Below are 24103 nucleotides of genomic sequence, written 5' to 3'. Positions count from 1 at the left end.
CAAGTCTCGCAAGAGACGCATGTGCTGGCAAGCGTTGGGTTTTTCCGTTGGGCGAAACGGCATTGTTGCCTGGCGCTATTTATGATTGAAGGTCGATCTGGGGATCACGAGTCGAGGCGTTCTGATTGCGTAAGCCGGACATCCGTACCGGTCCGCGGCATCCGCATCTTGCGGCCGCGGGCTATGAGATCACGCGCCGCCTCAGCGAGTCTGCGTTGGCGAAGCGTGGCCTGCACAAGGCCAATGGCGCGTTCGCGCAGCGCACGATCGCCTCGATCCGCGAGAAGCTGCAGCGCGGCGAGACCGTCTATATCGCAGGCCTCGCCTGCCCCGGCACGCACAACACCGGCGTCGCGCTGGTCGAGATCACCCGGAAGGACGGACCGCGCCTGATCGTCAACAACGAGGAAGAGCGCTTCTCCGGCAACAAGCACACCAACGAGTTCCCGCAATACGCACTCGACGACATGCGCAAGGTGTTGCAGCGGATGGGCCGCGATGTCGGCGACATCGCCGCCTTCGTCACGACATGGGACTATCCGGCGCTGCTGGCGATGCTGATCCGCACCTCGCTCGAGGAAGCGCCGGCCAGCCTCAAATTGCTGCGCGCCCCGATCGCTCCGGCAATCAATCTGCGCCAGCTGGATCAGGTGCGGCGGCTGTCGCGCCGGCTCGGCAGGATGTACGGGCTCGACAAGCAATTGCCGCTGATCTGCATGCCGCACCACGACAATCACGCCTGGTACTCGTTCACGGCCTCTCCGTTCGCCGATACGCGCGAACGGGTCGCGATCGCGGTGCTCGACGGCACCGGCGACGTCGGCTCGATCTCGCTCTATGTCGCCGAGAATGGCGAGATGAAGCAGCTCTATTGCAATGAGAGCCTGTTCGACTCGCTCGGCGCCTTCTACACCGTGATCTCGTCGAGCCAGGGCGGCTGGACCTGGCTCTCCAGCGAGGGCCGCTACATGGGCGCCGCCGCCTGGGGCGACATGAACCGCGCCACCAATCCGTATTATTCGCGCCTGAAGGCGGTGCTGCAGCTCGGGCCCAATGGCAGCGTGCAGCTCAATCGCGCGATGGCCAATTGGTACGCCGATCCCGCCGACGATCCCTATCATCAGCCGCTGATTGACATTCTCGGTCCGCCGCTGCGCCCTGACCAGCTCTGGAATCCCGACGCCGTGTTGCGCGTCGAGGACATCAATCACCGCCCCGACACCAAGGACCGCGTCGATAAGGCAGCCGCGACGCAACTGGTGTTCGAGGACGCGATGATCCACGTCATCGACCATCTCCTGCGCACCACCGGCACCGACCGCCTGGTGCTGACCGGAGGCGTCGCGCTGAACGCGCTCGGCAACATGCGTCTGCTCGAGCATTTCGACGAGGCGTGGTTTGAGCGGGCGCAGCAGCGCAAGACGCGACTGCATATGTGGGTGCCGCCGGTGCCCGGCGATCCCGGCGTGCCGATCGGCGCCGCCTGGCTGTTCGCGCATATGGCGGGCGCGCCGCGCGGCGCGCCGCTGTCGCACGCATTCTATTGCGGCCTGCCGCCCTCGAACGCCGACATCACCGCGGCGTTGCAAGCCGACGACATCGCCTCGACCGAGATCGGCAATGTGGCGACGTCAGAAGGGCGCGACGCGGTTGCCGACCTGATGGCATCCATGGTCGCGCAAGGCGGCGTGATCGCGATCTATCAGGGCGCCGCTGAAACCGGCCCGCGCGCGCTCGGCCATCGCTCGATCCTCGCCAATCCCTGCGATCCCGAGGTGCGCGAGCGGCTCAACGAGCGCGTCAAGTATCGCGAGGCGATCCGGCCACTGGCGCCGATGGCGACGCTAGAGGCCGCGCTCGACTATTTCGAGCTGGAAGACGGCGCCTCCGATGCCGACTACAACGCCTATAACTACATGGTGCTCACGGCGCATTCGAAGCCCGAGGCGCGCGCGAAGATTCCGGCGGTGGTGCATGCCGACGGCACCGGCCGCATCCAGATCGTACGCGAGGCGGACGATCCCCTCACCCATGCCTATCTGAAGGCGCTCGGCCGCCATATCGGCGTCGAGATGTCGGTCAACACCTCGTTCAACGTCGCAGGGCCGATCGCGCAGACGCCGGCGCAGGCGATGGACACGCTGCGCCGCTCCAAGGGGCTAGATGCCGTGGTGCTGGTCGCGGACGACGGCACCGCCCATGCCGCCTGGCACGGCGGCGAGCGCGACAGCGGACGCTTCAGCGGATGGTATGCGGCGTGGAAGCAGGCGCGCGGCTGAACCAGGCCAGCACGCGGCCGTCGATCAGCAGCAGCGCGCTCGCGATCACCAGTGCGCCGATCACCTCGCGCAGCGCGATCGGCTCGCCGAGCACGAGATATCCGAGCAGCAGCGCGGTGACCGGAATCAGCAGCGTCACCAGCATCACATTGGTCGCGCCGGAGCGCTGCAGGATCTGGAAAAACACGATATAGGCCAGCGCCGTCGACAGCGCCGCGAGCCCGAGCACGGCGAGCCATGTCGCCGGATGCGGCATCGGCAACAGCCACGGCCGTTCGACGACGGCGGCGATGGGCGCCATCAGCACCGCCGAGGCGATCATCTGGAACGTCGCGGTCCCCAGCGGCGGCACCCGCTGCGGCAGCCGCCGCCCGATCAGCGCCGCAAGGCCGTAGCTGAAGGCGCCAGCGAGGCACAGCAGGATGCCGATGCCCTGCCGGCTGTCGAAACCGAGCGCATCGCCGTGCAGGATCGCAACCCCGATCAGCCCGACCAGGACGCCCGCCACGCGCCGCGCCTGCAGCCGCTCCTCGCCGGCCGCCGCCATCACGACCACCGCGAACAGCGGCGTCGTCGCATTGAGGATCGAAGCCAGCCCGCTCGGAATATAGGTCTGCCCGAACACGATCAGCGCGAACGGCAGCACATTGTTGAACAGCCCCATCGCGGCGAACGGGACCCAGCCGGACAGGCCGCGCGGGAATTCGATTCCGGCGGCCCGCAGCAGCGGCAGCAGGATGATCGTGCCGAGCGCGACGCGCAGCAGCACCAGGGTCAGCGGCGGCAATTCGCGCAGGATCACGCCGTTGAAGAAGAACGAGCCGCCCCAGAGTACCGACAGCAGGATAAGCAGCCCCCAGTCGCGGCGATCGATGCGGTTGTCGGCGGAAGGCATGTCGGGCACTCACCTGCAGTCGGACAGGTGACTAGGGCAGCGCCGCGAATATTCCCACCCGATTTCCGAGAATGGCGGCCCGCCTATTTCGGCCGCGACACGATCTCGATCATCTGGCCCTCGTCGGCGTCGGGCGCATGGGCCTTCGCCTTGTCGTAGGCGGCGAGCGCGGCGCGGCTAACGGGTACGCCGGGCAGCAAGGTCTCGGCGAGCCGCACGGCGTAATCGGCGTCCTTGTGGCGCAGCGCCGCGGTGAACGATGCGCCGGAGAAGTTGCGGTCGATCATCCGCTTGGAGTGGCGGATCACCTGCGGGCTTGCCACCGCGCCGGTCGCCAGCGCCTCGGCCACCAGTTGCATGTCAAGGCCGGCCTGCTCGGCGATCGCGACGCCCTCGGCGAGGCTTGCGATCTGCACCGCGCCGATCAGGTTGTTGATCAGCTTGAACACGGTGCCGGTGCCGACCGGGCCGAAATGCCGGATCGTGCTGCCGATCGGCGCGAGATAAGGCTGCGCGCGTTCCAGATCGGCCGGATCGGCCCCCACCAGCAGCGTCAGCTTGCCGGCGGCCGCCGCCTCCGGCAGGCCGGTGACCGGACAATCGATGTAGATCAGGCCGCGGCTGTTGAGCTCGCGCGCCATCTCGAGCGTGTGCTGGTACGAGACCGTGGAGCATTCGATCGCGAGCGTGCCGGCCTTCATGTTGGCGGAAGCGCCGTCCTTGGTCAGCCAGACCGCGCGCGAGGCCTCGTCGTCGGCGACCATGGTCACGACAGCATCGGCGTCGATCGCGGCGTCCTCCGGCGAGGTCGCCCACAGCGCGCCGCGGGCGATCAGGTCGGCGGCCTTGGCCTTGCTCCGGTTCCACACCGCGACCGTGAAGCCGGCATCGAGGTAACGGCCGGCCATGCCGTGGCCCATGCGTCCCAATCCAATGAAAGCGACGCGCGGCATGGGCTAATCCACATCCTCGACGGAGCCGGGCCCGGTGCCGAAGGCACGCTGCGCCAGCGTCGCCGCCATGAATTCATCGAGATCGCCATCGAGCACCCCCGACGTATCGGAGGTCTGCACACCGGTGCGCAGGTCCTTCACCATCTGATAGGGCTGCAGCACGTAGGAGCGGATCTGGTGACCCCAGCCGATATCGGTCTTGGCGGCCTGATCGGCAGCGGCCTGCTCCTCGCGCTTCTTCAGCTCGATCTCGTAGAGCCGCGCGCGCAGCATGTCCCAGGCCTGCGCCCGGTTCTTGTGCTGGGAGCGGCCGGCCTGGCAGACCACCGCGATGCCGGTCGGAATATGGGTGAGGCGCACCGCCGACTCAGTCTTGTTGACGTGCTGACCGCCGGCGCCGCCCGACCGCATGGTGTCGGTGCGGACATCGGACTCCTTGATCTCGATCTTGATGGAGTCGTCGATCACCGGGAAGATCTGCACCGACGAGAACGAGGTGTGCCGCCGCGCGTTGGAATCGAACGGCGAGATGCGCACCAGGCGATGCACGCCGGCCTCGGTCTTCAGCCAGCCATAGGCGTTGTGGCCGCTGATCTGGATGGTGGCGGACTTGATGCCGGCTTCTTCGCCCTGGGACTCTTCCAGGAACTCGATCTTGAAGCCGTGCTTCTCCGCCCAGCGCGTGTACATGCGCAGCAGCATCTGCGCCCAGTCCTGGCTCTCGGTGCCGCCGGCGCCGGCATGGACTTCGAGATAGGAATCGAACTTGTCGGCCTCGCCCGACAGCAGCGCCTCCAGCTCGCGCCGGGCGACCTCCTTCTTGAGGTCCTTGAGCGCCTTCTCGGCCTCGGCGACCACGCCCTCATCGTTCTCGGCCTCGCCGAGCTCGATCATGCCGACCTGGTCCTCGAGCTCGCGCTCGACCTTGCCGATGCCTGAGAGCGCGTCCTCCAGCGAGGTACGCTCCTGCATCAGCCGCTGGGCCTTCTGGGGATCGTTCCAGAGATTGGAGTCTTCAGCGAGCTTGTTCAGCTCGGCGAGACGTGCCGTCGATTGTTCGACGTCAAAGATGCCTCCTCAGCAGCCCGACTGACTGCTTGATCTCTTCAACAAGGCGTTCGATTTCCGCGCGCATGGTCTTTCAGGTGTTGGCTAAAAAGGTTCCGGGGGATGTAGCGACCGGCGCAGCAAAGCGCAATCGGCTTGGCCGCAATATCCCGGCGATTTGGCCGTGCCGGAGGCCCGAGCTGTTTCCGTTCCGATTGGATCGAAACGGGGCTCTAGGTTTTTGTTTTGACGCGTTTTCTTCACGCGAACCGGTATCCACTTCGCTTGAAAACGCGCTAGTAAAGCCCCCCGGTTCCCGGACGCATGAAGAAGCCGCCATCGGGCTGGGCCCCATTCTGCGACGGCTGCGGGCCAGGTGCTGGGCCGCGCCCATCGGCATCGGCGACGCCGATGACCGAATAGTTCTCCGGCGGCGCGGTGCCCGGCTTGAAGGCTTCGAGGATGGTGTTGCCGCCGTCGCCGGGGCCGGCGCGCATGCCGGTCTTGGCGTCGACGCGGATCAGCTTGATACCGGCCGGAACCTTGAACGGCGTCGGCGGCTTGTCGGCGAGCGCAAGCTTGAGGAAGTCGCGGGCGATCGGCGCGGCGACGTGGCCGCCGGTGGCGGCGCGGCCGAGATTGCGCGGCTTGTCGTAGCCCATGTAGACGCCGACTGCGAGATCTGGCGAGAAGCCGACGAACCAGACGTCCTTCTCGTCGTTGGTGGTGCCGGTCTTGCCGGCGATCGGCTTGCCGACCTCCTTCACGACGGTCGCGGTGCCGCGCTGGACAACGCCTTCCATCATCTCGGTGATCTGATAGGCGGTCATCGGGTCGAGCACCTGCTCGCGGCGGTCGACGAGCTGCGGCTCCGGCTGGCTCTTCCAGCCCCCGGGCGCGTCGCAGCCGCGGCATTCGCGGGTGTCGTGCTTGAAGATGGTGTGGCCGTAGCGATCCTGGATGCGATCGATCAGCGTCGGCTTCACCCGGCGGCCGCCATTGGCGAACATCGAATAGGCCGTGACCATGCGCATCACGGTCGTCTCGCCGGCACCGAGCGCATACGACAGATAGTTCGGCAATTCGTCATAGACGCCGAAGCGCTTGGCGTATTCGCCGACCAGCGGCATGCCGATGTCCTGCGCGAGCCGCACTGTGACGGTGTTGAGCGAGCGCTGCAGCGCGTTGCGCAGCGTGGTCGGGCCGTAATATTTGCCGGTCGAATAGTTCTCCGGACGCCACACGCCGGCGCCCTGCCCCTGATCGATCTCGATCGGCGCGTCGATCACGGTGGTCGACGGTGTGTAGCCGTTGTCGAGCGCCGACGAGTATACGATCGGCTTGAACGACGAGCCCGGCTGCCGGTAGGCCTGCGTCGCGCGGTTGAACTGGCTCTGGTCGAACGAGAAGCCGCCGACCATCGCGAGCACGCGACCAGTCCACGGATCCATCGCCACCATGGCGCCGGACACTTCAGGCAATTGCCGCAGGCGATACTGGCCTTCGACCGCGTTGCCGTCCTTGGTCACCAGCGGGTCAGCGTAGATCACGTCGCCCGGCTGCAGCACCTGCGAAACCGCACTCGGCGCCTTGCCCTTGGTCTTGGCCCAGCGCACACCGTCCATCGTGATGATGCCGGTCTGCCGTTCCTTGCTGACCGCGCCGCCGAGCTCGCGGCCCGGCTGGAAGCCGATCCGCGCCGACTGATCGCTGGTCTCGAGCACGACGGCCATCCGCCACGGCGAGATGTCGGACAGCGACTTCACGTCGGCAAGCTTGACGCCCCAGTCACCGGAAATGTCGAGCTTGTGCAGCGCCCCGCGCCAGCCCTGCGCCTCGTCGTAATTGACGAGACCCGCGACCATGGTCTTGCGGGCCATCACCTGGATCTTGGGATCGAGCGTGGTGCGCACCGACAGGCCACCCTCGTAGAGCTTCTTTTCGCCATAACGCTCGAAGATGTCACGGCGGACCTCCTCGGCGAAATATTCGCCGGCGAAGATGTGCGCGCCGTTCGAGCGGCTGGTGACGTTGAGGGGGTCCTTGCGCGCCTTGTCGGCGTCGGCCTGCTTGATCCAGCCGTTCTCCAGCAGACGATCGATCACATAGTTACGGCGCTCGATCGCGCGGTCACGGTTGCGCACCGGATGCAGCGCCGCCGGCGCTTTCGGCAGCGCCGCGAGGTAGGACGCTTCCGCGATCGTCAGCTCGTTGACCGACTTGTCGAAATAGACCAGCGACGCCGCCGCGATCCCGTACGCACCGAGGCCGAGATAGATTTCGTTCAGATAGAGCTCGAGGATGCGGTCCTTGGAATAGGCGCGCTCGATGCGCATCGCCAGCAAGGCCTCCTTGATCTTGCGGCTGAACGAGACCTCGTTGGTGAGCAGGAAGTTCTTCGCGACCTGCTGGGTGATGGTCGAGGCGCCCTGCGGGCGACGGTTCGAGCCGTAGTTCTGCGCATAAAGGATCGCGGCGCGCGCCATGCCCTGATAGTCGATGCCGCCGTGCTCGTAGAAGTTCTTGTCTTCGGCGGCGAGGAAGGCGTTGATCACGAGTTTCGGCACCGCCTGGATCGGCAGATAGAGCCGGCGCTCCTTGGAGTATTCGCCGAGCAGCGCGCCGTCGGCGGCATGCACGCGGGTCATCACCGGCGGCTCATAGTCCTGCAGCTGCGAGTAGTCAGGCAGATCCTTGGAGAAATGCCAGATGGCGCCAGCGACGGCGGCGACACCGACCAGGAACACGACGGTTCCGGCGGCGAACAAGAAACCCATAAACCGCACGAGCAGGCGCATTATCGACGTTCCGTTCCTACCCTCCGGCGCTCAGTCGTCAGAAGCGCCTGTCCAAAAGTGCGAAAGCCTCACACAACGAAGCTTGGGCCCAGCGAGCCACCTTGCGCACGCGAGTATACAAGAGCCGCCGGACAATATGGTCGATTCTGCGGACCTGCGGTCCATTGTCTATACCGTCGCGGCTGTGGCCAAACTAGGGCTTCGGCGCAACGGCCCCGGCTTTTCAGCGAGCCGATTTCACTTTGCCGACCCGGCAGTTGCCAGCCGTTTGGCGAAGAACGTGTCGATCGCCTGCACCATCGAGCCGACCGCCTTGTTCCGCCAGCTCTCGGAGACCAGGTGCTCGAGGTCCCCCTTGTTGGAGACGTAGCCGATCTCGACCAGCACGGACGGCACGTCGGGCGCCTTCAGCACCCGGAAGCCGGCCGATTTGAGCGGATGCTTGTGCATCCGCACGGTGGTCTTCATCTCGTCCATCAGAAGACGCGCGAAGCGATTGGAGAACGTCTTGGTTTCACGCTGCGCGAGGTCGATCAGAATGTCGGCGACCTCGGTCGGCTCGTCGGTCAGGTTCACGCCGGCGATGGCGTCGGCCTTGTTTTCCGCCTCCGCCAGCCGTTCCGCCTCGGCGTCGGAGGCCTTGTCCGACACCGTGTAGATCGTGGCGCCCTGGGCATCGCCCTCGCGGCGCGGCAGGGCGTCGGCATGGATCGAGACGAACAGTGCCGCGGACTGGGAGCGCGCGATCTTCACCCGGTCGTTAAGCGGGATGAAAGTGTCGTCGGACCGCGTCATGACCACCCGATACTTGCCCGACTTCTCGATCCGGTCGCGCAGGGCAAGGCCAAAGCCCAGCACCAGGTTTTTCTCGGTCTGGTCGCCGGATTGCGTGCCGTTGTCGATGCCGCCGTGACCCGGATCGATCACGATCAGCGGGCGCGCGTCAGTGACCGCAACCGGCGGCAGCGCCGCAGAGGTAACGGCCGGAATGGTCGCCGTGGTGGATTCGGAAATCGCCGGTTTCGATTCGGGCCGGCTCGCGGGCGCCAGCGACTGCACGAAGCTGGTGCGGTCGACCTCCTCGAAGTCCAGCACCAGCCGCGGCGGCTGGCCGTTGGCGGCGTCGAGCACGTAGGAATTGGCGATCTTCACCGGTCCGGTCAGGTCGAACACGATCCGCGAGCCGCCGGGCATCACGAGACCATAGCGGAACGCCTTCACCAGGCCCCGCCCCGCCGAGCCGGTGCCGGCCGCGAGCTGAAAATCGACCTGCGGGATGTCGACCACGACGCGGTAGGGCTCCGCCAGCGGGAAGGCGCGAAATTCGATCTTGCGGTCGAGGTCGAGGATGAATCGGGTCTGCTTGGCGTCGCCGGCGAGCCTGGCGCCGGATGCGACAGGGAAATTCGGCGCGCTCGCGGCCGACGCAGGCTGGCCGTTCTGCGGTCCCTCGGCGGCGCTCGGGGCGCCGGCAATGGCAAACACCCATGTTGCGGCGCACAACAGCCCGCATCCCAGAAAAACAAGGTGTTTTGCGCGGTTCGCCACCCGATTCGTAGCCTCCCAGCTGCTTCTTACCGCATTAGAACCACACGGTTAATCGCTCCCTAATGACGCTCCGGCGAAAAGAACCGAGTGTTGCGGCGGCGTGACGCTTCCCTTGCACGCGGCGGTCAATCCACGTATGTACGAGGTGCTGACGGCTAGTACTCCCGGTTGTGTCGCGTTCAGCCTCCCGGTGCAGCGGTGGAACCTTCCTGATCGAAGATCCCGCCGTGTTTTTCCGGTCCCTCCCCAGCCAGCGCCGCGCGCGGCTGACACGGAGTGGCGGATTCAAGCCCGAGCGGCGTCCGGTCCCAGGCACACTCCCTCGCCAGAGGGACGGTTTGAGACACGGCATAACCGATTATCCGGTCCCTTGGGGCCTCGATATGCGATGGCCGGCGGGCGCTTCGGCGCCAGGCGGGGCTTTCAGCAAAAGATACGGCGGTATTTTTCGCCGCCAACATGTTTAGACGGGCCGACGCTTAATGCGCCAGACTGTATTGCCGACCAGGATCCCCCGAATGATCGCGCTGACGCGAGGTGAAAACTTCGCCCGTCGCATCATCCCGGTGAGTTCCCGTCCGGCGCTGCGCCGCGAGATGCGTTTCGGCCTTCCCCTCACCCCCGAATCAGGTGGACCGTCGCGTCACCGGGCGGCGCAGTTTGCGCGCGCCATGATCCGCGCCCGCCGCCGTCAAGAGCTCCAAAATGCCCAACAAGATGTTGATCGATGCCACCCACCCGGAAGAGACCCGGGTCGTCGTGGTCCGTGGCAATCGCGTCGAAGAGTTTGATTTCGAGACCGCCCAGCGCAAGCAGCTGCGCGGCAACATTTATCTCGCCAAGGTTACGCGCGTAGAGCCGTCGCTGCAGGCCGCCTTCATCGAGTATGGCGGCAACCGGCACGGCTTCCTGGCCTTCAGCGAAATCCATCCCGACTATTACCAGATCCCGGTCGCCGACCGTCAGGCGCTGATTGAAGCCGACGAGCGCGCCCATCGCGAGGCCGAGGAAGAGCACGAGAACCGCGGCCATCGCCGCCGGTCGCGCCATCGCAACGCCCGTCGCCGCGGCCATGGCGAGCGCGTCCAGAGCGAGGTGATCGAGGGCGCGAACGACACGCAGGCGCTGCCTACCATCGAGGCCCACGAACATCCCGTCGATGCCGAGCATCATGAACATGATGCCGGGCACCACGATCACGGCGTGGTCGCCCAGGAAGGCCACGAACATGAGGCGCATGATCATGCGCATCACGAGGACCATGAGCATCAGCATGATCATGACCACGACGATCATGGCCACCACGATCATGGTCACGACGACCATCACGACCACGATCATGCACATGATCACGACCGCGCCCCCGAGGTGAGCGAGGCGGCGGTTGCCGACGCCCCGTCCGACCCCGTCGTTGCTGTGGTCGAAGCCTCCGCCGCGTCGGCCGCGCCCGAGACCATCGACACGGTCGAGGTCAATCATGAGCCCGAGCGCGCCCATGAGGAGCAGATCGAGGAAAACGCCGCGCATGCCGACGACGCGCCGCACGTGGCTTCCGACGAGGTTCACGCCGCCGCCGATGAGCACGCGGTCGCCGAATATGGCGCGCTCGCCGAGGTGGTCGCGCCCGAGACCGGGCCGGGCGACGAGGCCGGCGAAGACGACGAAGAGGATGACGGCGAGGAAGGCGAGGAAGAGGACGTCGTCGAGTCAGTTGGCGGCGACGACGTGCTCGAGGAGGTTCCGGAGCGCCCGTTCCGTCCGCGCCGCCAGTACAAGATCCAGGAAGTGATCAAGCGCCGGCAGGTGATGCTGGTGCAGGTCGTCAAGGAAGAGCGCGGCAACAAGGGCGCCGCGCTGACCACCTATCTGTCGCTCGCCGGCCGCTACGCCGTGCTGATGCCCAACACCGCGCGCGGCGGCGGCATCAGCCGCAAGATCACCTCCGCCCAGGACCGTTCGCGGCTGAAGGAAGTGGTGCAGGATCTCGACGTGCCCGAGGGCATGGGGATCATCCTGCGCACCGCCGGCGCCTCCCGCAGCAAGCCGGAGATCAAGCGCGACTTCGAATATCTGATCCGGATGTGGGAAACGGTGCGCGACCTGACGCTGAAGTCGCAGGCGCCGACGCTGGTTTACGAGGAAGGCTCGCTGATCAAGCGCTCGCTGCGCGACCTCTACAACAAGGAGATCGACGAGATCCAGGTGGCGGGCGAAGCCGGCTACCGCGAAGCGCGCGACTTCATGAAGATGCTGATGCCGGCCAATGTGCGCGCGGTGAAGCAATATCGCGACGGCCAGCCGCTGTTCTCGCGCATGGGCGTCGAAAGCCAACTCGACGCGATGTTCTCGCCGACCGTGCAATTGCGCTCCGGCGGCTACATCGTGATCAACCAGACCGAGGCGCTGGTCTCGATCGACGTCAACTCCGGCCGCGCCACGCGCGAGCACCATATCGAGGACACCGCGCTTAAGACCAATCTGGAAGCGGCGGAAGAAGTCGCGCGCCAATTGCGCCTGCGTGACCTCGCCGGCCTGATCGTCATCGACTTCATCGACATGGACGAGAAGCGCAACAACCGCGCGGTCGAGCGCAAGCTGTCCGACTGCCTGCGCCAGGACCGCGCGCGGATCCAGGTCGGCCGCATCTCGCATTTCGGCCTCTTGGAAATGTCGCGCCAGCGCATCCGCGCCAGCGTGCTCGAAAGCTCGACGGAGCCCTGCCCGCAATGCGGCGGAAGCGGTCACGTCCGTTCGGTCTCGTCGGTGGCGCTGCAGCTCCTGCGCGGCATCGAGGAAATCCTGATGAAGGGCGCGACCCACAATCTGGTGGTCCGCACCCGTACCGACGTCGCGCTCTACGTGCTCAATCACAAGCGCGGCCATCTGCGCGACCTCGAAGACTCCTTCCGGGTTTCGCTGTCGATCGTCGCGGACGCCACAGTGCACGGCCAGCAGTCCTACATCATCGACCGCGGCGAGCAGGTGCATACGCTCGAAGCCGCCAAGGCGCTGCTTGCTGCGCAGACTGCTGCGGCTCCGGCCCAGGCCGAAGAGGCCGATGACGAGGAAGAACTGTTCGAATACGAGGCCGAGATCGAGACCGACGAGACCGAGGGTCTCGCCGACGAGCGGGCGGCCGGTGATGAATCGGGCTCTGCCGAGGGCGAAGGCGACGGTCAGCGCCGCAAGCGTCGCCGCCGGCGCCGCGGCCGCGGTGGCGGCAGCGAGGCGCGTGAAGGCGCCCAGCAGCCGCGCGAGGACGGCGATCTCATGCATGTCCTGCCAGAAGGTACCGAGGCGGTTGCCGCCGCCGATGCCGAAGGTGATGAGGACGAAGGCGACGAACAGCAGACCGCTGCCCGCGACGACCAGGCCGGCAATGGCGATCGCCGTCCGCGGCGCCGCGGGCGCCGTGGCGGCCGCCGCCGGCGCGGCAGTGGCGGACCGGATGACGGCCTCGCCGGATCGATCTCCGATGAGTTGACCCCGGCGGCGACGTCGGAGGCCTCCGACGCAGTCGCCGATTTCGATAGCCATGATGCGGAGCCGGCTCCCTCGCTGGCGCAGCCCGAACTGGTCGCCGAGCCGCCGGAGTGGCAGCCGACCGAGGTCGCACCTGTTGAGCCGGTCGCGGCACCCGAGCCCGAAACCGCCGCGGCGTCTGCCGCCGAGGACACTGCCGAAGGTGACCGCGCGCAGCGCCGCCGTTCGACGGTGCGCGAAAAGGTCAACTTCGCATCGAGCCCACAGCCCGAGGCATCAGCGGCGCTGGTTCAAAGCCCGGCGGAGGAAGCTGCCCCTGAGCCGGCCGCGGCTGCTCCAGAACCGGCACCGGCCGCTGCGGCCGAGGCTCCGGCCCGCAAGGGCTGGTGGTCGCGCCGCTTCGGCGGCGGCAATTAGCACCACCTGCAAGTCAGAACGCCCGGCTCACGCCGGGCGTTTTTATTGAACAGGCAATCCGTTCGTCAGACGCCGGCGTAACGGAGCCTGACGGAGACGGATCCCAATGCAAAGCGCGATCGTTCTTGGCGGCGGCATGGTGGGCGTCAGCACGGCTCTGCACCTGCAGCGTCGCGGCTGGTCGGTGACGCTCGTCGACCGCAAGGAACCGGGCCGCGAAACCAGCTACGGCAATGCCGGCATCATCCAGAGCGAGGCGGTGCGGCCCTACCCGATGCCGCGCGATCCCGCCATCCTCGCCCGGATCGCGATGGGGCGCACCAACGACGTGCGCTACCGTCTGGCGTCGCTGCCGCAGCACGCCGGCCCGCTGCTGCGCTATTGGTGGAACTCGACGCCCGAGCGGCACCGTGAAGCCACCATCGCATGGGCGCGCCTGATCGCCTACGCCACCGCGGAGCACGACACGCTGATCCGCGATGCCCATGCCGATAATCTGATCCGCCGCGCCGGCTATCGCCTGCTGCATCGCGACCCGGCCGCGCTCGAACAGGCCATTGCAATCGCCGAGGAGAACCAGCGCGACTTCGGCGTGACGTTTCGCGTGCTTGACGGCCGCGAGCTCGCCAACGCGGAGCCGTTGCTGCGTGACGACCTGCCCGGCGCCATTCACTGGCTTGGGCCCTGGACCGTGTCGGACCCCGGCGGGCTTGTTTCCGCCTATGCCGGACTGTTCGAGCGTCTCGGCGGCACGTTGCTGCGCGGCGATGCCCAGACGCTGACGCAGACGACGTCCGGCTGGTCGGTCGACACCAGTGGCGGCCGGATCGATGCCGCCCACGTCGTGGTCACGCTCGGGCCGTGGTCACCGCAATTGCTGCGCAAGTTCGGCTACCGGATCCCGCTGGTGCGCAAGCGCGGCTACCACATGCACTACCAGGGCGGCCGCTCGCTCGACCTGCCGCTGGTCGACACCGCAAATGGATATGCGATGGCGCCGATGGCCAAGGGCATCCGCATCACCACCGGCGCGGAGCTGACCAGTCCCGACGCACCGGCGACGCCGATCCAGCTCGGCTACGCCGAAGCGGCCGCGCGCGAGCTGATCGAGATCGGCAGCCGCGTCGAGCCCGAGCCTTGGTTCGGCACCCGCCCCTGCACGACCGACATGCTGCCGGTGCTCGGGCCCGTGCCGCGCCATCGTGGGCTATGGGTGAATTTCGGTCACGGCCATCAGGGCTTCACGCTCGGCCCGGCGACCGCGCGCGTGCTGGCCGAAACGATGAACGGCGAGGCATCCGCGGTGGACACCTCGCCGTATCGACTGGACCGGTTCTGACGTCGACAAAGCGTTTTCGAGCGAAGTGGACTCCGGTTCGCGTGAAGAAAACGCGTCAAAACAAGGATCTTTAGTCCGTCGTCAACGCGGTCTCCATGTCGGTCGGGTCGACCTGCTTGGCGAGATTGGCGTTGAGCTTGTCGCGGTCGAGCTCGCCCTCCCACCAGGCGACGATCACGCAGGCGACGCCGTTGCCGCACAGATTGGTCAGCGCGCGGCACTCGCTCATGAACTTGTCGATGCCGAGCACGATCGCCATGCCCGGCACCAGCCGCGGATCGACCACCGCAAGCGTCGCCGCCAGCGTGATGAAGCCGGCGCCGGTGATGCCGGAGGCGCCCTTCGAGGTCAGCATCGCCACGATCAGGATCGTGAGCTGCTGGCTGAAGGTGAGATCGAAGCCCAGCGCCTGCGCGATGAACAAGGTCGCCAGCGTCATGTAGATGTTGGTGCCGTCGAGGTTGAACGAGTAACCCGTGGGCACCACGAGGCCGACCACCGATTTCGAGCAGCCGAGACGCTCGAGCTTCTCCATCAATGACGGCAGCGCGCTCTCCGAAGACGAGGTACCGAGCACGATCAGGAGTTCGTCCTTGATATAGGCCAGGAACTTGAAGATCGAGAACCCGGCGATCCGCGCGATGATGCCGAGCACCACGAACACGAACAGCGCGGCGGTCAGATAGAACGTCGCGATCAGCCCCATCAGGTTGAGGATCGCGCCGGTGCCGAACTTGCCGATGGTGAAGGCCATCGCGCCGAACGCGCCGATCGGCGCCGCCCGCATCACGATCGAGATGACGCCGAACACGGCGTGCGCGGCGTCGTCGATGAACGAGCGGATGGTGTGGCCGCGATCGCCGAGGCCCATGATCGCGAAGCCGAACAGCACCGAGAACAGCAGCACCTGCAGGATCTCGCCCTGCGCGAATGCGCCGACCACGGTGTCCGGAATGATGTGCAGCACGAAGTCGACGCTCTTCTGCGCCTCCGCCTGCTTGGCATAGCCGGCGACCGCCTGCGCGTTCGCCGCCGCATTGCCGAAGCCGGCGCCAGGCTTGATCAGATTGCCGACCAGCAATCCGATCACCAGCGCGAAGGTCGAGACAACCTCGAAATACACCAGCGCCTTGACGCCGATGCGGCCGACCTTCTTGGCATCTTGTATATGGGCGATGCCCGACACCACGGTGCAGAAGATGATCGGCGCGATCACCATCTTGATCAGCTTGATGAAGCCGTCGCCGAGCGCCTTGATCCACTCGTTGGTGGCAAGGCCCGGCCACAACCAGCCGACCAATGCGCCGAGCACGATCGCGATCAGGACCTGGACATAGAGAACTTTATACCACGGCTTGCTGCCGGCGCTCGCCGGCGCAGCCGTGACAACGGTTGCCGTTGCCATGTGTCACTCCCCCTCAGAAATGGCGGAAACAGCCAAGATCAACTTGGCGGTTCAAGTCAAATGGAACTGTGTGGGCCCTGCCGCTTATCCGCGATGATCGGTCCGCCACAGTGCCGGCGAAACCACGGCACTGCGCTGCGAAACCGATCCGAAAGGCAAAGCGAACGCCGGAAGGCTCTTGGTGGCTCTTGGAGTTTGAAGGCTCCTGGAGTTCGCGGGCTATTTAAGCCAATGCGCGATCCGTGCAACTGCTTCCTGCATCTCCGGGGCCGAGCGTGCATATGAAAAACGGATGAAGGCGCGGCCGTGGATCGGATCGAAATCGACGCCGGGGGTCGCCGCGACATGCGCCTTCTCGAGCATCTCGCTGGCGAAGGCGAAGCTGTCGGCGGTGAAGTCGGAGACGTCGGCATACAGGTAGAACGCGCCGTCTGCGGGGAGGAATTTGGTCAGGCCAGCCTTCGGCAGGCCTTCGATCAGGATGCGGCGGTTCTCCTGATAGCCGCGCTTGATCGCCTCCATCTCCTCGCGGCCTTCGAACGCCGCCTCGGCCGCGATTTGCGACAGGGTCGGCACCGAGATCGACAGGTTCTGCTGCAGCCGCTCGATCGGCCGCACCAGCACGTCGGGCACCACCATCCAGCCGACACGCCAGCCGGTCATGCAGAAGTACTTCGAGAACGAGTTGATCACGAGCGCGTTCGGCGACAGCTCTGCGGCCGTCACCGCAGCGAACGCGTAGTCGAGCCCGTGATAGATCTCGTCGGAGATGAAGCGGATGCCGGCGCTGTCGGCGGCCGCCATCAGGGTCGACAGCGCCTCGCGCGACATCATGGTGCCGGTCGGGTTGGCGGGGCTGCCGACCAGCACGCCCTTCAGCGGCGCCTTGCGGTGGGCGGCGAGCAGCGCCTCGCCGGTCAGGGCATGGCGGGTGTCGCCGGAGGTTTCGATCAGCACCGGCTCGCAGCCCAGCGCGGTCAGGATATGCCGGTACGGCGGATAGCCCGGCACGGTCACGGCGACCCGGTCGCCCGGTTCGAACATCGCAAGAAACGCCAGGATGAACCCGCCCGACGAACCGGTCGTGACGATGATGCGCTCCGCGTCGACCGTGCAACCATACGTGTCGCTGTAGTGCCGGGCGATGCGCGCGCGCAGCGAGGGAATGCCGAGCGCCGAGGTGTAGTCGATCCGCCCCTCCGCAAGCGCGGCCTGCGCGGCCGCGATCGCCGGCTTCGGCGCGCCTGCGGCGGGCTGCCCCACCTCCATATGGATGACATGGCCGCCGGCGGCCTCGATTCGCGCGGCCGCCGCCATCACGTCCATCACCATGAACGGCGGAACATCGCTCCGTCCGGACGCTGTCAACAGGCTGCTTACACGGTCTCTCGGTGTCGCTTCACGCATGGATTTCTGCTATTGCACGGCCGCTGCCGAATTCGGGTTCCCGTTACCGGCTGCCGCCCCAGACTGGCCGCATTCGGTGGCTCCTTATAACGCTTTCAGGCCAAGTGAATACCCGGTTCGCGTGAAGAAGAACTGCAAAAACAACAGACTGCGCCACGCGCCTGATCCGGTCGGGCCCGAAACCCGGACTTGTGCCGGCGCGGCCAGTCATCGCCGATAGATCGCCCATGCTGTTCCGCCTCTCGCTCCGCACCAGGACCTTCAAGCTGACCGCGCTCATGACTGCGGTTACGCTCGCGATCGGGCCCGTCGTTCCTGCGCGAGCCCAGCAAAAAGGCCCGCCGGTGCTGCGCGACACCGAGTCCGAACAGTTGCTGCGCGAATACACAAGGCCGATCCTGCGCGCCGCCGGTCTGGAGAAGCAGAACATCCAGATCGTGATCATCAACAACGGCTCGTTCAACGCTTTCGTCGCCGACGGCCGGCGCATCTTCGTCAATTACGGCGCGCTGCTGCAATCGGAAACGCCGAACCAGATCATCGGCGTGCTGGCGCACGAGACCGGCCACCTCGCCGGCGGCCATCTCGCCAAGATGCGCGAGCAGCTCGCGCAGGCCCAGACCCAGATGATCATCGCGATGCTACTCGGCGTCGGCGCGCTTGCCGCGGGTGCGGGCGGCCGCGGTGGCGGCAACGGTCTCTCCAGCGCAGGCGCCGCGGCGATCTCGGCGCCGCAAGCGGTCATTCAGCGCACGCTATTGTCTTATCAGCGCCAGCAGGAAGAGAACGCCGACCGTGCCGGCGTCAAGTTCCTGAACGCGACCGGACAGTCTGCCAAGGGCATGTACGAGACGTTCAAGCGCTTCACCGACGAGAGCCTGTTCGCCTCGCGCGGGGCCGACCCCTATCTGCAGTCGCACCCGATGCCGGTCGATCGCGTCTCCGCGCTGCAGGAACTGGCGCGCTCCAGCCCCTATTGGGACAAGAAGGACGATCCGGCGCTGCAGCTGCGCCACGACATGATGCGCGCCAAGATCTCGGGCTTCATGGAGCGGCAGGACACGGTCTACCGCCGCTATCCGCTGTCCAACACCAGTCTGCCGGCGCGCTATGCACGCGCGATCACGACCTATCTGCACGGCGATCTGCGCTCGGCGATCGCGCAGATCGACGGCTTGATCCAGGTGCAGCCCAACAATCCCTATTTCCATGAATTGCGCGGCCAGGCGCTGCTCGAAGGCGGCCGGCCGGCCGAAGCCATCGCGCCGCTGCGCCGCGCGGTGCAGCTCTCCAGCAATTCGCCTTTGATCGAGATGCTGCTCGGCCAGGCGCTGGTCGCCTCCGACAACAAGGCCTATACCGACGAAGCGATCAACATGCTGCGCGCCGCGGTGGCGCGCGAGCCCGAGGCGCCGCTCGGCTATACCCAGCTCGCGATGGCCTATGGCCGCAAGGGCGACTATGCCCAGGCCGACCTCGCCTCGGCGCAGGCCGCTTATCTCCGCGGCGACACCAAGACCGCCCGCGACCTTGCGTCACGCGCCAAGACGCGATTCGCGATCGGCACGCCCGGCTGGGTCAAAGCTGACGACATTGTGAGCGCCAAGCCCATGCCGGGTCAGAAAAACAACTAGAAATAAACCGTAGTTCCATACAACGATCACCGAAACCGGCTCACGGCCCCGCCGTATTTTGGGCCACCGCGAACAAGGATTTTGTCATGCCAGCGCTTCGTTTTCTTGCCCCTGCCCTGCTCGCGCTCGGCGTTTGCGCCGCGCCGCTTCCGGCCTCCGCGCAGAGCTTCACCGACACCCAGCGCGGCGACATCGAGACCATCGTGCGCAACTATCTGATCGCGCACCCGGAGGTGCTCGAGGAGGCGATGAACGAGCTGAGCAAGCGGCAGGCCGCCGCCGAAGCCGAGAAGCATGAGCAGAGCGTCGCCAAGAACGCCGACACCATCTTCAATTCGCCGCGCGGCGTCATGCTCGGCAACAAGGACGGCGACGTCACCTTCGTCGAGTTCTTCGATTACAATTGCGGCTACTGCAAGCGCGCGATGTCCGACATGCTCGATTTGATGAAGGCGGATCCGAAGCTGAAGGTCGTGCTGAAGGAATTCCCGGTGCTGAGCCAGGGCTCGGTCGAGGCCGCGCAGGTCGCGGTCGCCGTGCGCATGCAGGATCCGACCGGCAAGAAGTATCTCGATTTCCATCAGAAGCTGCTCGGCGGCCGCGGCGCCGCCGACAAGGCACGCGCGCTGGCGGTCGCCAAGGAGGTCGGTCTCGACATGGCGAAACTCGAGAAGGATATGGCGAGCCCCGAAGTGAAGGCGACCATCGAGGAGAACTTCCGCCTCGCCGAATCCATGGGCATGAACGGCACGCCGAGCTACGTGATCGGCAAGCAGGTCGTGATCGGCGCCGTCGGCGTCGACAACCTCAAGGAAAAGATCGGCATCGCCCGCTGCGGCAAGGCGACCTGCTGATCGCCGCTAAGGATAGCGCTCATTCAGAAAAATCCGGCTGCCAGGCAGCCGGATTTTTTTATTGCCGTCACCGAACCGATTCCGCGCGGGCCGCAAGCAAGGGCCGTCCCCAACGACGCAAGTCGCGCGAAGCTGAAAATACAGCGCGACCTGCTCTCGAGATCGAAGACTATTTCGGCGGCTTCAATTTCGGCGGCGGCAACGGCCAGCTCGATCTTGCGAGCATGGAGTTCTACTGGGCCTGCAGTTGAAGCAGCCGCGCATTCATCTCGCGCGTTCATCGCGCATTCACCTGAAGAACAAACCGCAAGGAACCGCAAATCAACAGGAACATCGCACATGCTCTCCCGTTGTCGGCGCGGGCAATGCTGAAAAACGAGGAGGAATTACGATGTCTAACCGCTTTCTGATTTCGGTCGCCGCAGCCGCTTTGATCGCCGGCACCGGTTTCGCGAACGCACAGGGCGCCGGCGGCGCCAACAAGGAAACCGGAGCCGGTGGTGGTGCGACCACGCAGCAGTCTGCACCGTCCGGTGGCGCGTCATCGGGCACCATGCAGCATGACAAGAGCGGCATGAAGGGTTCCGAGCATTCGACGACCGGTGAGTCGAGCACCAAGGGAGCTGAGTCCGAGAAGTCCGGCGCGGCCACCAAGGGTGCACAGGACAGCACCCAAAAGTCGAAGGGCATGAGCTCGGAGAACGAGGCGACCAAGGGCTCCAAGGAAGGCTCGAAGGACATGAAGGCCGAGGGTCGCGACAAGAGCGGCAACATGAAAGCCGAGGAGCGTGACAAGAGCGGCAAGATGAACGCCGAGAGCCGCGACAAGAGCGGTGCCGGTGCCACGACCAACCAGAACGCTCAGACCAAGAGCCCGGCCGACCCCAACCGCGCGCAGACCAACGACACGAGCCGCACGCAGACGACGACCGGCAACGCGGCAACGTCGGCCACCGCGGCTCCGCCGGCCGAGAAGCGCACCCAGATCACGACCGCGATCAAGTCGGAGCACGTGACCGAAGCCACCAACGTGAACTTCAATGTGGCGGTCGGCACCCGCGTTCCGGCTGACGTCCACTTCTACCCGGTGCCGGAGCGGGTCGTGACGATCTACCCGCAGTGGCGCGGCTATCAGTTCATCCTGGTCAAGGGCCGCTACGTGATCGTTCAGCCTGAGACCCATGAGATCGTCTACATCATCGAGGGCTAAACCGGCCTCGGTGCGAGGGCGCCAAGACGGGCCCTCGAAGACGGGCCCTTGCCTTCATCTCGACCCCGCCCCCTTCAGGGCGGGGTCTTGCTTTCGGCCGCCCCCGCATCACGCAGTGGATGGCGGGCCGGAGCGCCCCACGAAGGCGACTTCCGCAAGATTTGGTTAATCAGCATTTTCCGGAGGTTAGGACAGTTATCTAACAGGGTGGAGGAAGTTGTTGAAGACGTTCTGATTTCACCTAAAGACTTCCCCTTCGGCCGGTTGTTACCTATAACCCGGCCCACTCCACCCCTTGTCGGACCCCCTTCGGAACCTTTGGCCGGAACCCTTGGCAGGAAAACTTTGGCAGGAAACTCTGGAATGGCTGCTGCCGGAACGATCTATGTGCTGAACGGCCCGAACCTCAATCTGCTGGGGACGCGCGAGCCGGAGACCTACGGCCACGCCACCCTCGCCGACGTCGAGAAGCTGTGCGCGGACACCGCGCGCCAGTTCGGGCTGAGCGCCGACTGCCGGCAGTCCAACCGCGAGGGTGAACTGATCGACTTCATCCATGAGGCGCACGCCAAGAAAGCGGTCGGCATCATCATCAACGCCGGTGGCTACTCTCATACCTCGATCGCGCTGCATGACGCGCTGGTCGCGGTCAAGATACCCGCGGTCGAAGTTCACGTCAGCAACATCCACGCCCGCGAAAGCTTCCGGCACCACTCGTTCACTGCTAAAGCCGCCTTCGCGTCACTTTGCGGCTTCGGCATCGACGGCTACCGGCTTGCGATCATCGGCCTCGCCACCAAGATCGGTGCCAGGATCGATACCAAGATCGACGCCAAGCCAAAGACTTAATCGTCAATCCTGACGTTCCCCGTCACCAGACAAAGATTTTGGATCACAGAGCATGGCGCGCCAGCCAGACGACAAATCAGCCGCAAAATCCAAGAACGACTCCAAGAACGACGACAGCGCCCTCATTCGCGAGCTCGCGCTGCTGCTCGCGGAAACCAATCTGACCGAGATCGAGATCGAGCGTGCCGGCCTGCGCGTCCGTGTCGCGCGCAACATCAGCATCGCGGCCTCGGTGCCCGCGGCCTCCGTGGCGAGCGTTGCCGGACCGGCCGCCTTGGCCGTCCCGGCGGCTGCGACCGATCTCGCCAAGCACCCGGGCGCCGTGCCCTCGCCGATGGTCGGCACCGCCTATTGGGCGCCCGAGCCGGGCGCCAAGCCGTTCATTGAAATCGGCACCAAGGTCAGCGCTGGTCAGACGCTTCTGATCATCGAGGCGATGAAGACGATGAACCAGATCCCGTCGCCGCGCGCGGGCACCGTGACGCAGATTCTCGTCGAGGATGGCCAGCCGGTCGAATTCGGCGAGCCGCTCGTCATCATTGAATAGCTTCCGTCAACGCCAGGCGCTGCGATGTTCGACAAGATCCTCATAGCCAATCGCGGCGAGATCGCGCTTCGCGTGCTGCGCGCCTGCAAGGAGCTCGGCATCTCGACGGTCGCGGTGCATTCCACCGCCGACGCCGACGCCATGCATGTGCGGCTCGCCGATGAAAGCGTGTGCATCGGCCCGCCGCCGTCGAAGGATTCCTATCTCAACGTGCCGGCGCTGCTCGCGGCCTGCGAGATCACCGGCGCCGACGCCGTGCATCCCGGCTACGGCTTCCTGTCCGAGAACGCGCGCTTCGCCGAGATCCTCGCCGACCACAATCTGGGCTTCATCGGACCGAAGGCCGAGCACATCCGCCTGATGGGCGACAAGATCGAAGCCAAGAAGACCGCCAAGCGCCTCGGCATTCCCGTGGTGCCGGGCTCGGACGGCGCGGTGACCTCGGAGGCTGACGCGCTCGCGATCGGCAAGGAGATCGGCTTCCCGGTGCTGGTGAAGGCGGCCGCCGGCGGCGGCGGCCGCGGCATGAAGGTCGCCCATACCGAGGCTGACCTTGCGCTGGCGCTCTCGACCGCGGCCAACGAGGCCAAGTCGGCGTTCGGCGACGCCTCGGTCTACCTGGAGAAATACCTGCAGAAGCCGCGCCACATCGAGATCCAGATTCTCGGCGACGGCCGCGGCGGCGCCATCCATCTCGGCGAGCGCGACTGCTCGCTGCAGCGCCGTCACCAGAAGGTCTGGGAGGAAGGGCCCTCGCCCGTGCTCGCGGCGGCGGCGCGCGCCAGGATCGGGGAGACCTGCGCCAAGGCGATGCGGGACATGAAATATCTCGGCGTCGGCACCATCGAATTCCTCTATGAGGACGGCGAGTTCTATTTCATCGAAATGAACACGCGCATCCAGGTCGAGCATCCCGTCACCGAAAGCATCACCGATATCGATCTGGTGCTGGAGCAGATCCGGATTGCCGCCGGCGGCGACCTTCCGGCCAAGCAGGACGACATCGCGATCATCGGCCACGCCATCGAGTGCCGCATCAATGCGGAGAACCCGCAGACCTTCCGTCCCTCGCCCGGCCGGATCACGCAATTCCATCCGCCCGGTGGCCTCGGCGTGCGGATCGATTCCGCCGTCTATCAGGGCTATGTGATCCCGCCCTATTACGACTCGCTGGTCGGCAAGCTGATCGTGCACGGCAAGACCCGCGGCGAATGCCTGATGCGGCTGCGTCGGGCGCTGGACGAGATGGTGGTCGACGGGATCGAGACGACGCTGCCGCTGTTCCGCGCGCTGGTGCGCGAGCCCGACATCATCGAGGGCGACTACCACATTCACTGGCTGGAGCAATACCTCGCCGGCCAGCCATCCGACGCCGCAAAATAGTTCGGAACTCCGTGGAACCCAGCCCTTCCTCAAACGTACTATAGGGTTATTGGCT

General features: G+C 65.8%; 18 protein-coding genes. 9 read left to right on the top strand and 9 right to left on the bottom strand.

The window, feature by feature from the left end; all coding sequences use genetic code 11:
• Positions 1–125: 125 nt before the first annotated feature.
• Positions 126–2279: a carbamoyltransferase C-terminal domain-containing protein gene (locus ACVWY5_RS15590; RefSeq protein WP_028332235.1), complete on the top strand. Its 2154-nt coding sequence runs from the start codon at positions 126–128 to the stop codon at positions 2277–2279.
• Here the strand turns inward: ACVWY5_RS15590 and ACVWY5_RS15585 are convergent.
• From ACVWY5_RS15585 to ACVWY5_RS15560, 6 genes are all read right to left on the bottom strand, one after another.
• Positions 2239–3174 (bottom strand): DMT family transporter, encoded by a 936-nt coding sequence (locus ACVWY5_RS15585; protein ID WP_028332236.1) that lies wholly within the window; start codon positions 3172–3174, stop codon positions 2239–2241. The two genes, ACVWY5_RS15590 and ACVWY5_RS15585, sit on opposite strands and share 41 nt — an antisense overlap.
• A gap of 83 nt (positions 3175–3257) precedes the next feature.
• Entirely contained in the window at positions 3258–4127 is an 870-nt protein-coding gene (locus ACVWY5_RS15580; protein WP_028332237.1) for an NAD(P)-dependent oxidoreductase, read from the bottom strand.
• Between the two features lie 3 nt (positions 4128–4130).
• Positions 4131–5262, bottom strand: a protein-coding gene (gene prfB, locus ACVWY5_RS15575) for a peptide chain release factor 2 (protein WP_152977819.1) whose coding sequence is annotated in 2 segments (ribosomal slippage) — positions 4131–5192 and positions 5194–5262 — 1131 coding nt in all. Because the reading frame shifts where the segments join, the coding sequence is not laid out codon by codon here.
• A gap of 208 nt (positions 5263–5470) precedes the next feature.
• Entirely contained in the window at positions 5471–7972 is a 2502-nt protein-coding gene (locus ACVWY5_RS15570; RefSeq protein WP_028332239.1) for a penicillin-binding protein 1A, read from the bottom strand.
• A gap of 237 nt (positions 7973–8209) precedes the next feature.
• Positions 8210–9520, bottom strand: a complete 1311-nt coding sequence (locus tag ACVWY5_RS15565) for an N-acetylmuramoyl-L-alanine amidase (RefSeq protein ID WP_028332240.1) — start codon at positions 9518–9520, stop codon at positions 8210–8212.
• 615 nt (positions 9521–10135) lie between these two features.
• Complete coding sequence (locus ACVWY5_RS15560) at positions 10136–10861, bottom strand: hypothetical protein (RefSeq protein ID WP_028332241.1); 726 nt, start codon at positions 10859–10861, stop codon at positions 10136–10138.
• A gap of 27 nt (positions 10862–10888) precedes the next feature.
• Here ACVWY5_RS15560 and ACVWY5_RS15555 point away from each other — a divergent pair, with 27 nt between their 5' ends.
• Positions 10889–13420 carry an Rne/Rng family ribonuclease gene (locus ACVWY5_RS15555; protein WP_428841059.1) on the top strand — a complete coding sequence of 844 codons (2532 nt, stop codon included), beginning with the start codon at positions 10889–10891 and terminating at the stop codon, positions 13418–13420.
• A gap of 106 nt (positions 13421–13526) precedes the next feature.
• The gene (locus ACVWY5_RS15550) at positions 13527–14759 is read left to right on the top strand and encodes an NAD(P)/FAD-dependent oxidoreductase (RefSeq protein ID WP_028332243.1); all 1233 of its coding nucleotides are present in this window, start codon (positions 13527–13529) and stop codon (positions 14757–14759) included.
• A 70-nt stretch (positions 14760–14829) separates the two neighbouring features.
• Here ACVWY5_RS15550 and ACVWY5_RS15545 read toward each other — a convergent pair whose 3' ends face one another.
• Together ACVWY5_RS15545 and ACVWY5_RS15540 are read right to left on the bottom strand one after the other, a co-directional pair.
• Entirely contained in the window at positions 14830–16164 is a 1335-nt protein-coding gene (locus ACVWY5_RS15545; protein ID WP_028332244.1) for a dicarboxylate/amino acid:cation symporter, read from the bottom strand.
• A 219-nt stretch (positions 16165–16383) separates the two neighbouring features.
• Positions 16384–17571, bottom strand: a complete 1188-nt coding sequence (locus tag ACVWY5_RS15540; protein WP_028332245.1) for an aminotransferase class I/II-fold pyridoxal phosphate-dependent enzyme — start codon at positions 17569–17571, stop codon at positions 16384–16386.
• A gap of 227 nt (positions 17572–17798) precedes the next feature.
• On the opposite strand from ACVWY5_RS15540, the gene ACVWY5_RS15535 reads away from it, so the two are divergent.
• Positions 17799–19205 carry a M48 family metalloprotease gene (locus tag ACVWY5_RS15535; RefSeq protein WP_028332246.1) on the top strand — a complete coding sequence of 469 codons (1407 nt, stop codon included), beginning with the start codon at positions 17799–17801 and terminating at the stop codon, positions 19203–19205.
• A gap of 86 nt (positions 19206–19291) precedes the next feature.
• Positions 19292–20059: a DsbA family protein gene (locus ACVWY5_RS15530; RefSeq protein WP_016840097.1), complete on the top strand. Its 768-nt coding sequence runs from the start codon at positions 19292–19294 to the stop codon at positions 20057–20059.
• A gap of 23 nt (positions 20060–20082) precedes the next feature.
• Here the strand turns inward: ACVWY5_RS15530 and ACVWY5_RS15525 are convergent, their stop codons facing one another.
• The gene (locus ACVWY5_RS15525; protein WP_167350428.1) at positions 20083–20400 is read right to left on the bottom strand and encodes a hypothetical protein; all 318 of its coding nucleotides are present in this window, start codon (positions 20398–20400) and stop codon (positions 20083–20085) included.
• Between the two features lie 50 nt (positions 20401–20450).
• Between ACVWY5_RS15525 and ACVWY5_RS15520 the strand changes: the two genes are divergently transcribed.
• The 4 genes from ACVWY5_RS15520 to accC all read left to right on the top strand — a co-directional run bounded on the left by ACVWY5_RS15520 (position 20451) and on the right by accC (position 24048).
• Entirely contained in the window at positions 20451–21269 is an 819-nt protein-coding gene (locus tag ACVWY5_RS15520) for a DUF1236 domain-containing protein (protein ID WP_028332247.1), read from the top strand.
• A gap of 363 nt (positions 21270–21632) precedes the next feature.
• On the top strand, positions 21633–22118 hold the full coding sequence (gene aroQ, locus ACVWY5_RS15515) for a type II 3-dehydroquinate dehydratase (RefSeq protein WP_028332248.1): 486 nt from the start codon (positions 21633–21635) through the stop codon (positions 22116–22118).
• A gap of 52 nt (positions 22119–22170) precedes the next feature.
• Positions 22171–22665 carry an acetyl-CoA carboxylase biotin carboxyl carrier protein gene (accB, locus tag ACVWY5_RS15510; protein WP_028332249.1) on the top strand — a complete coding sequence of 165 codons (495 nt, stop codon included), beginning with the start codon at positions 22171–22173 and terminating at the stop codon, positions 22663–22665.
• Between the two features lie 24 nt (positions 22666–22689).
• Positions 22690–24048, top strand: a complete 1359-nt coding sequence (accC, locus tag ACVWY5_RS15505; RefSeq protein WP_028332250.1) for an acetyl-CoA carboxylase biotin carboxylase subunit — start codon at positions 22690–22692, stop codon at positions 24046–24048.
• Positions 24049–24103 lie beyond the last annotated feature (55 nt).

Source organism: Bradyrhizobium sp. USDA 3256 (assembly GCF_054058275.1).
This window is presented reverse-complemented; position numbering and strand designations above follow the sequence as displayed.

What these genes read in the sequence shown, in the direction of transcription:
- ACVWY5_RS15585 (WP_028332236.1), bottom strand. Translation starts at nt 3,174, where the DNA reads ATGCCTTCCGCCGACAACCGCATCGATCGCCGCGACTGGGGGCTGCTT.
- ACVWY5_RS15580 (WP_028332237.1), bottom strand. Translation starts at nt 4,127, where the DNA reads ATGCCGCGCGTCGCTTTCATTGGATTGGGACGCATGGGCCACGGCATG.
- ACVWY5_RS15570 (WP_028332239.1), bottom strand. Translation starts at nt 7,972, where the DNA reads ATGCGCCTGCTCGTGCGGTTTATGGGTTTCTTGTTCGCCGCCGGAACC.
- ACVWY5_RS15560 (WP_028332241.1), bottom strand. Translation starts at nt 10,861, where the DNA reads ATGATCGTGGTCGTGATGGTCGTCGTGACCATGATCGTGGTGGCCATG.
- ACVWY5_RS15550 (WP_028332243.1), top strand. Translation starts at nt 13,527, where the DNA reads ATGCAAAGCGCGATCGTTCTTGGCGGCGGCATGGTGGGCGTCAGCACG.
- ACVWY5_RS15545 (WP_028332244.1), bottom strand. Translation starts at nt 16,164, where the DNA reads ATGGCAACGGCAACCGTTGTCACGGCTGCGCCGGCGAGCGCCGGCAGC.
- ACVWY5_RS15540 (WP_028332245.1), bottom strand. Translation starts at nt 17,571, where the DNA reads ATGCGTGAAGCGACACCGAGAGACCGTGTAAGCAGCCTGTTGACAGCG.
- ACVWY5_RS15535 (WP_028332246.1), top strand. Translation starts at nt 17,799, where the DNA reads ATGCTGTTCCGCCTCTCGCTCCGCACCAGGACCTTCAAGCTGACCGCG.
- ACVWY5_RS15530 (WP_016840097.1), top strand. Translation starts at nt 19,292, where the DNA reads ATGCCAGCGCTTCGTTTTCTTGCCCCTGCCCTGCTCGCGCTCGGCGTT.
- ACVWY5_RS15525 (WP_167350428.1), bottom strand. Translation starts at nt 20,400, where the DNA reads ATGTGCGATGTTCCTGTTGATTTGCGGTTCCTTGCGGTTTGTTCTTCA.
- ACVWY5_RS15520 (WP_028332247.1), top strand. Translation starts at nt 20,451, where the DNA reads ATGTCTAACCGCTTTCTGATTTCGGTCGCCGCAGCCGCTTTGATCGCC.
- aroQ (WP_028332248.1), top strand. Translation starts at nt 21,633, where the DNA reads ATGGCTGCTGCCGGAACGATCTATGTGCTGAACGGCCCGAACCTCAAT.
- accB (WP_028332249.1), top strand. Translation starts at nt 22,171, where the DNA reads ATGGCGCGCCAGCCAGACGACAAATCAGCCGCAAAATCCAAGAACGAC.
- accC (WP_028332250.1), top strand. Translation starts at nt 22,690, where the DNA reads ATGTTCGACAAGATCCTCATAGCCAATCGCGGCGAGATCGCGCTTCGC.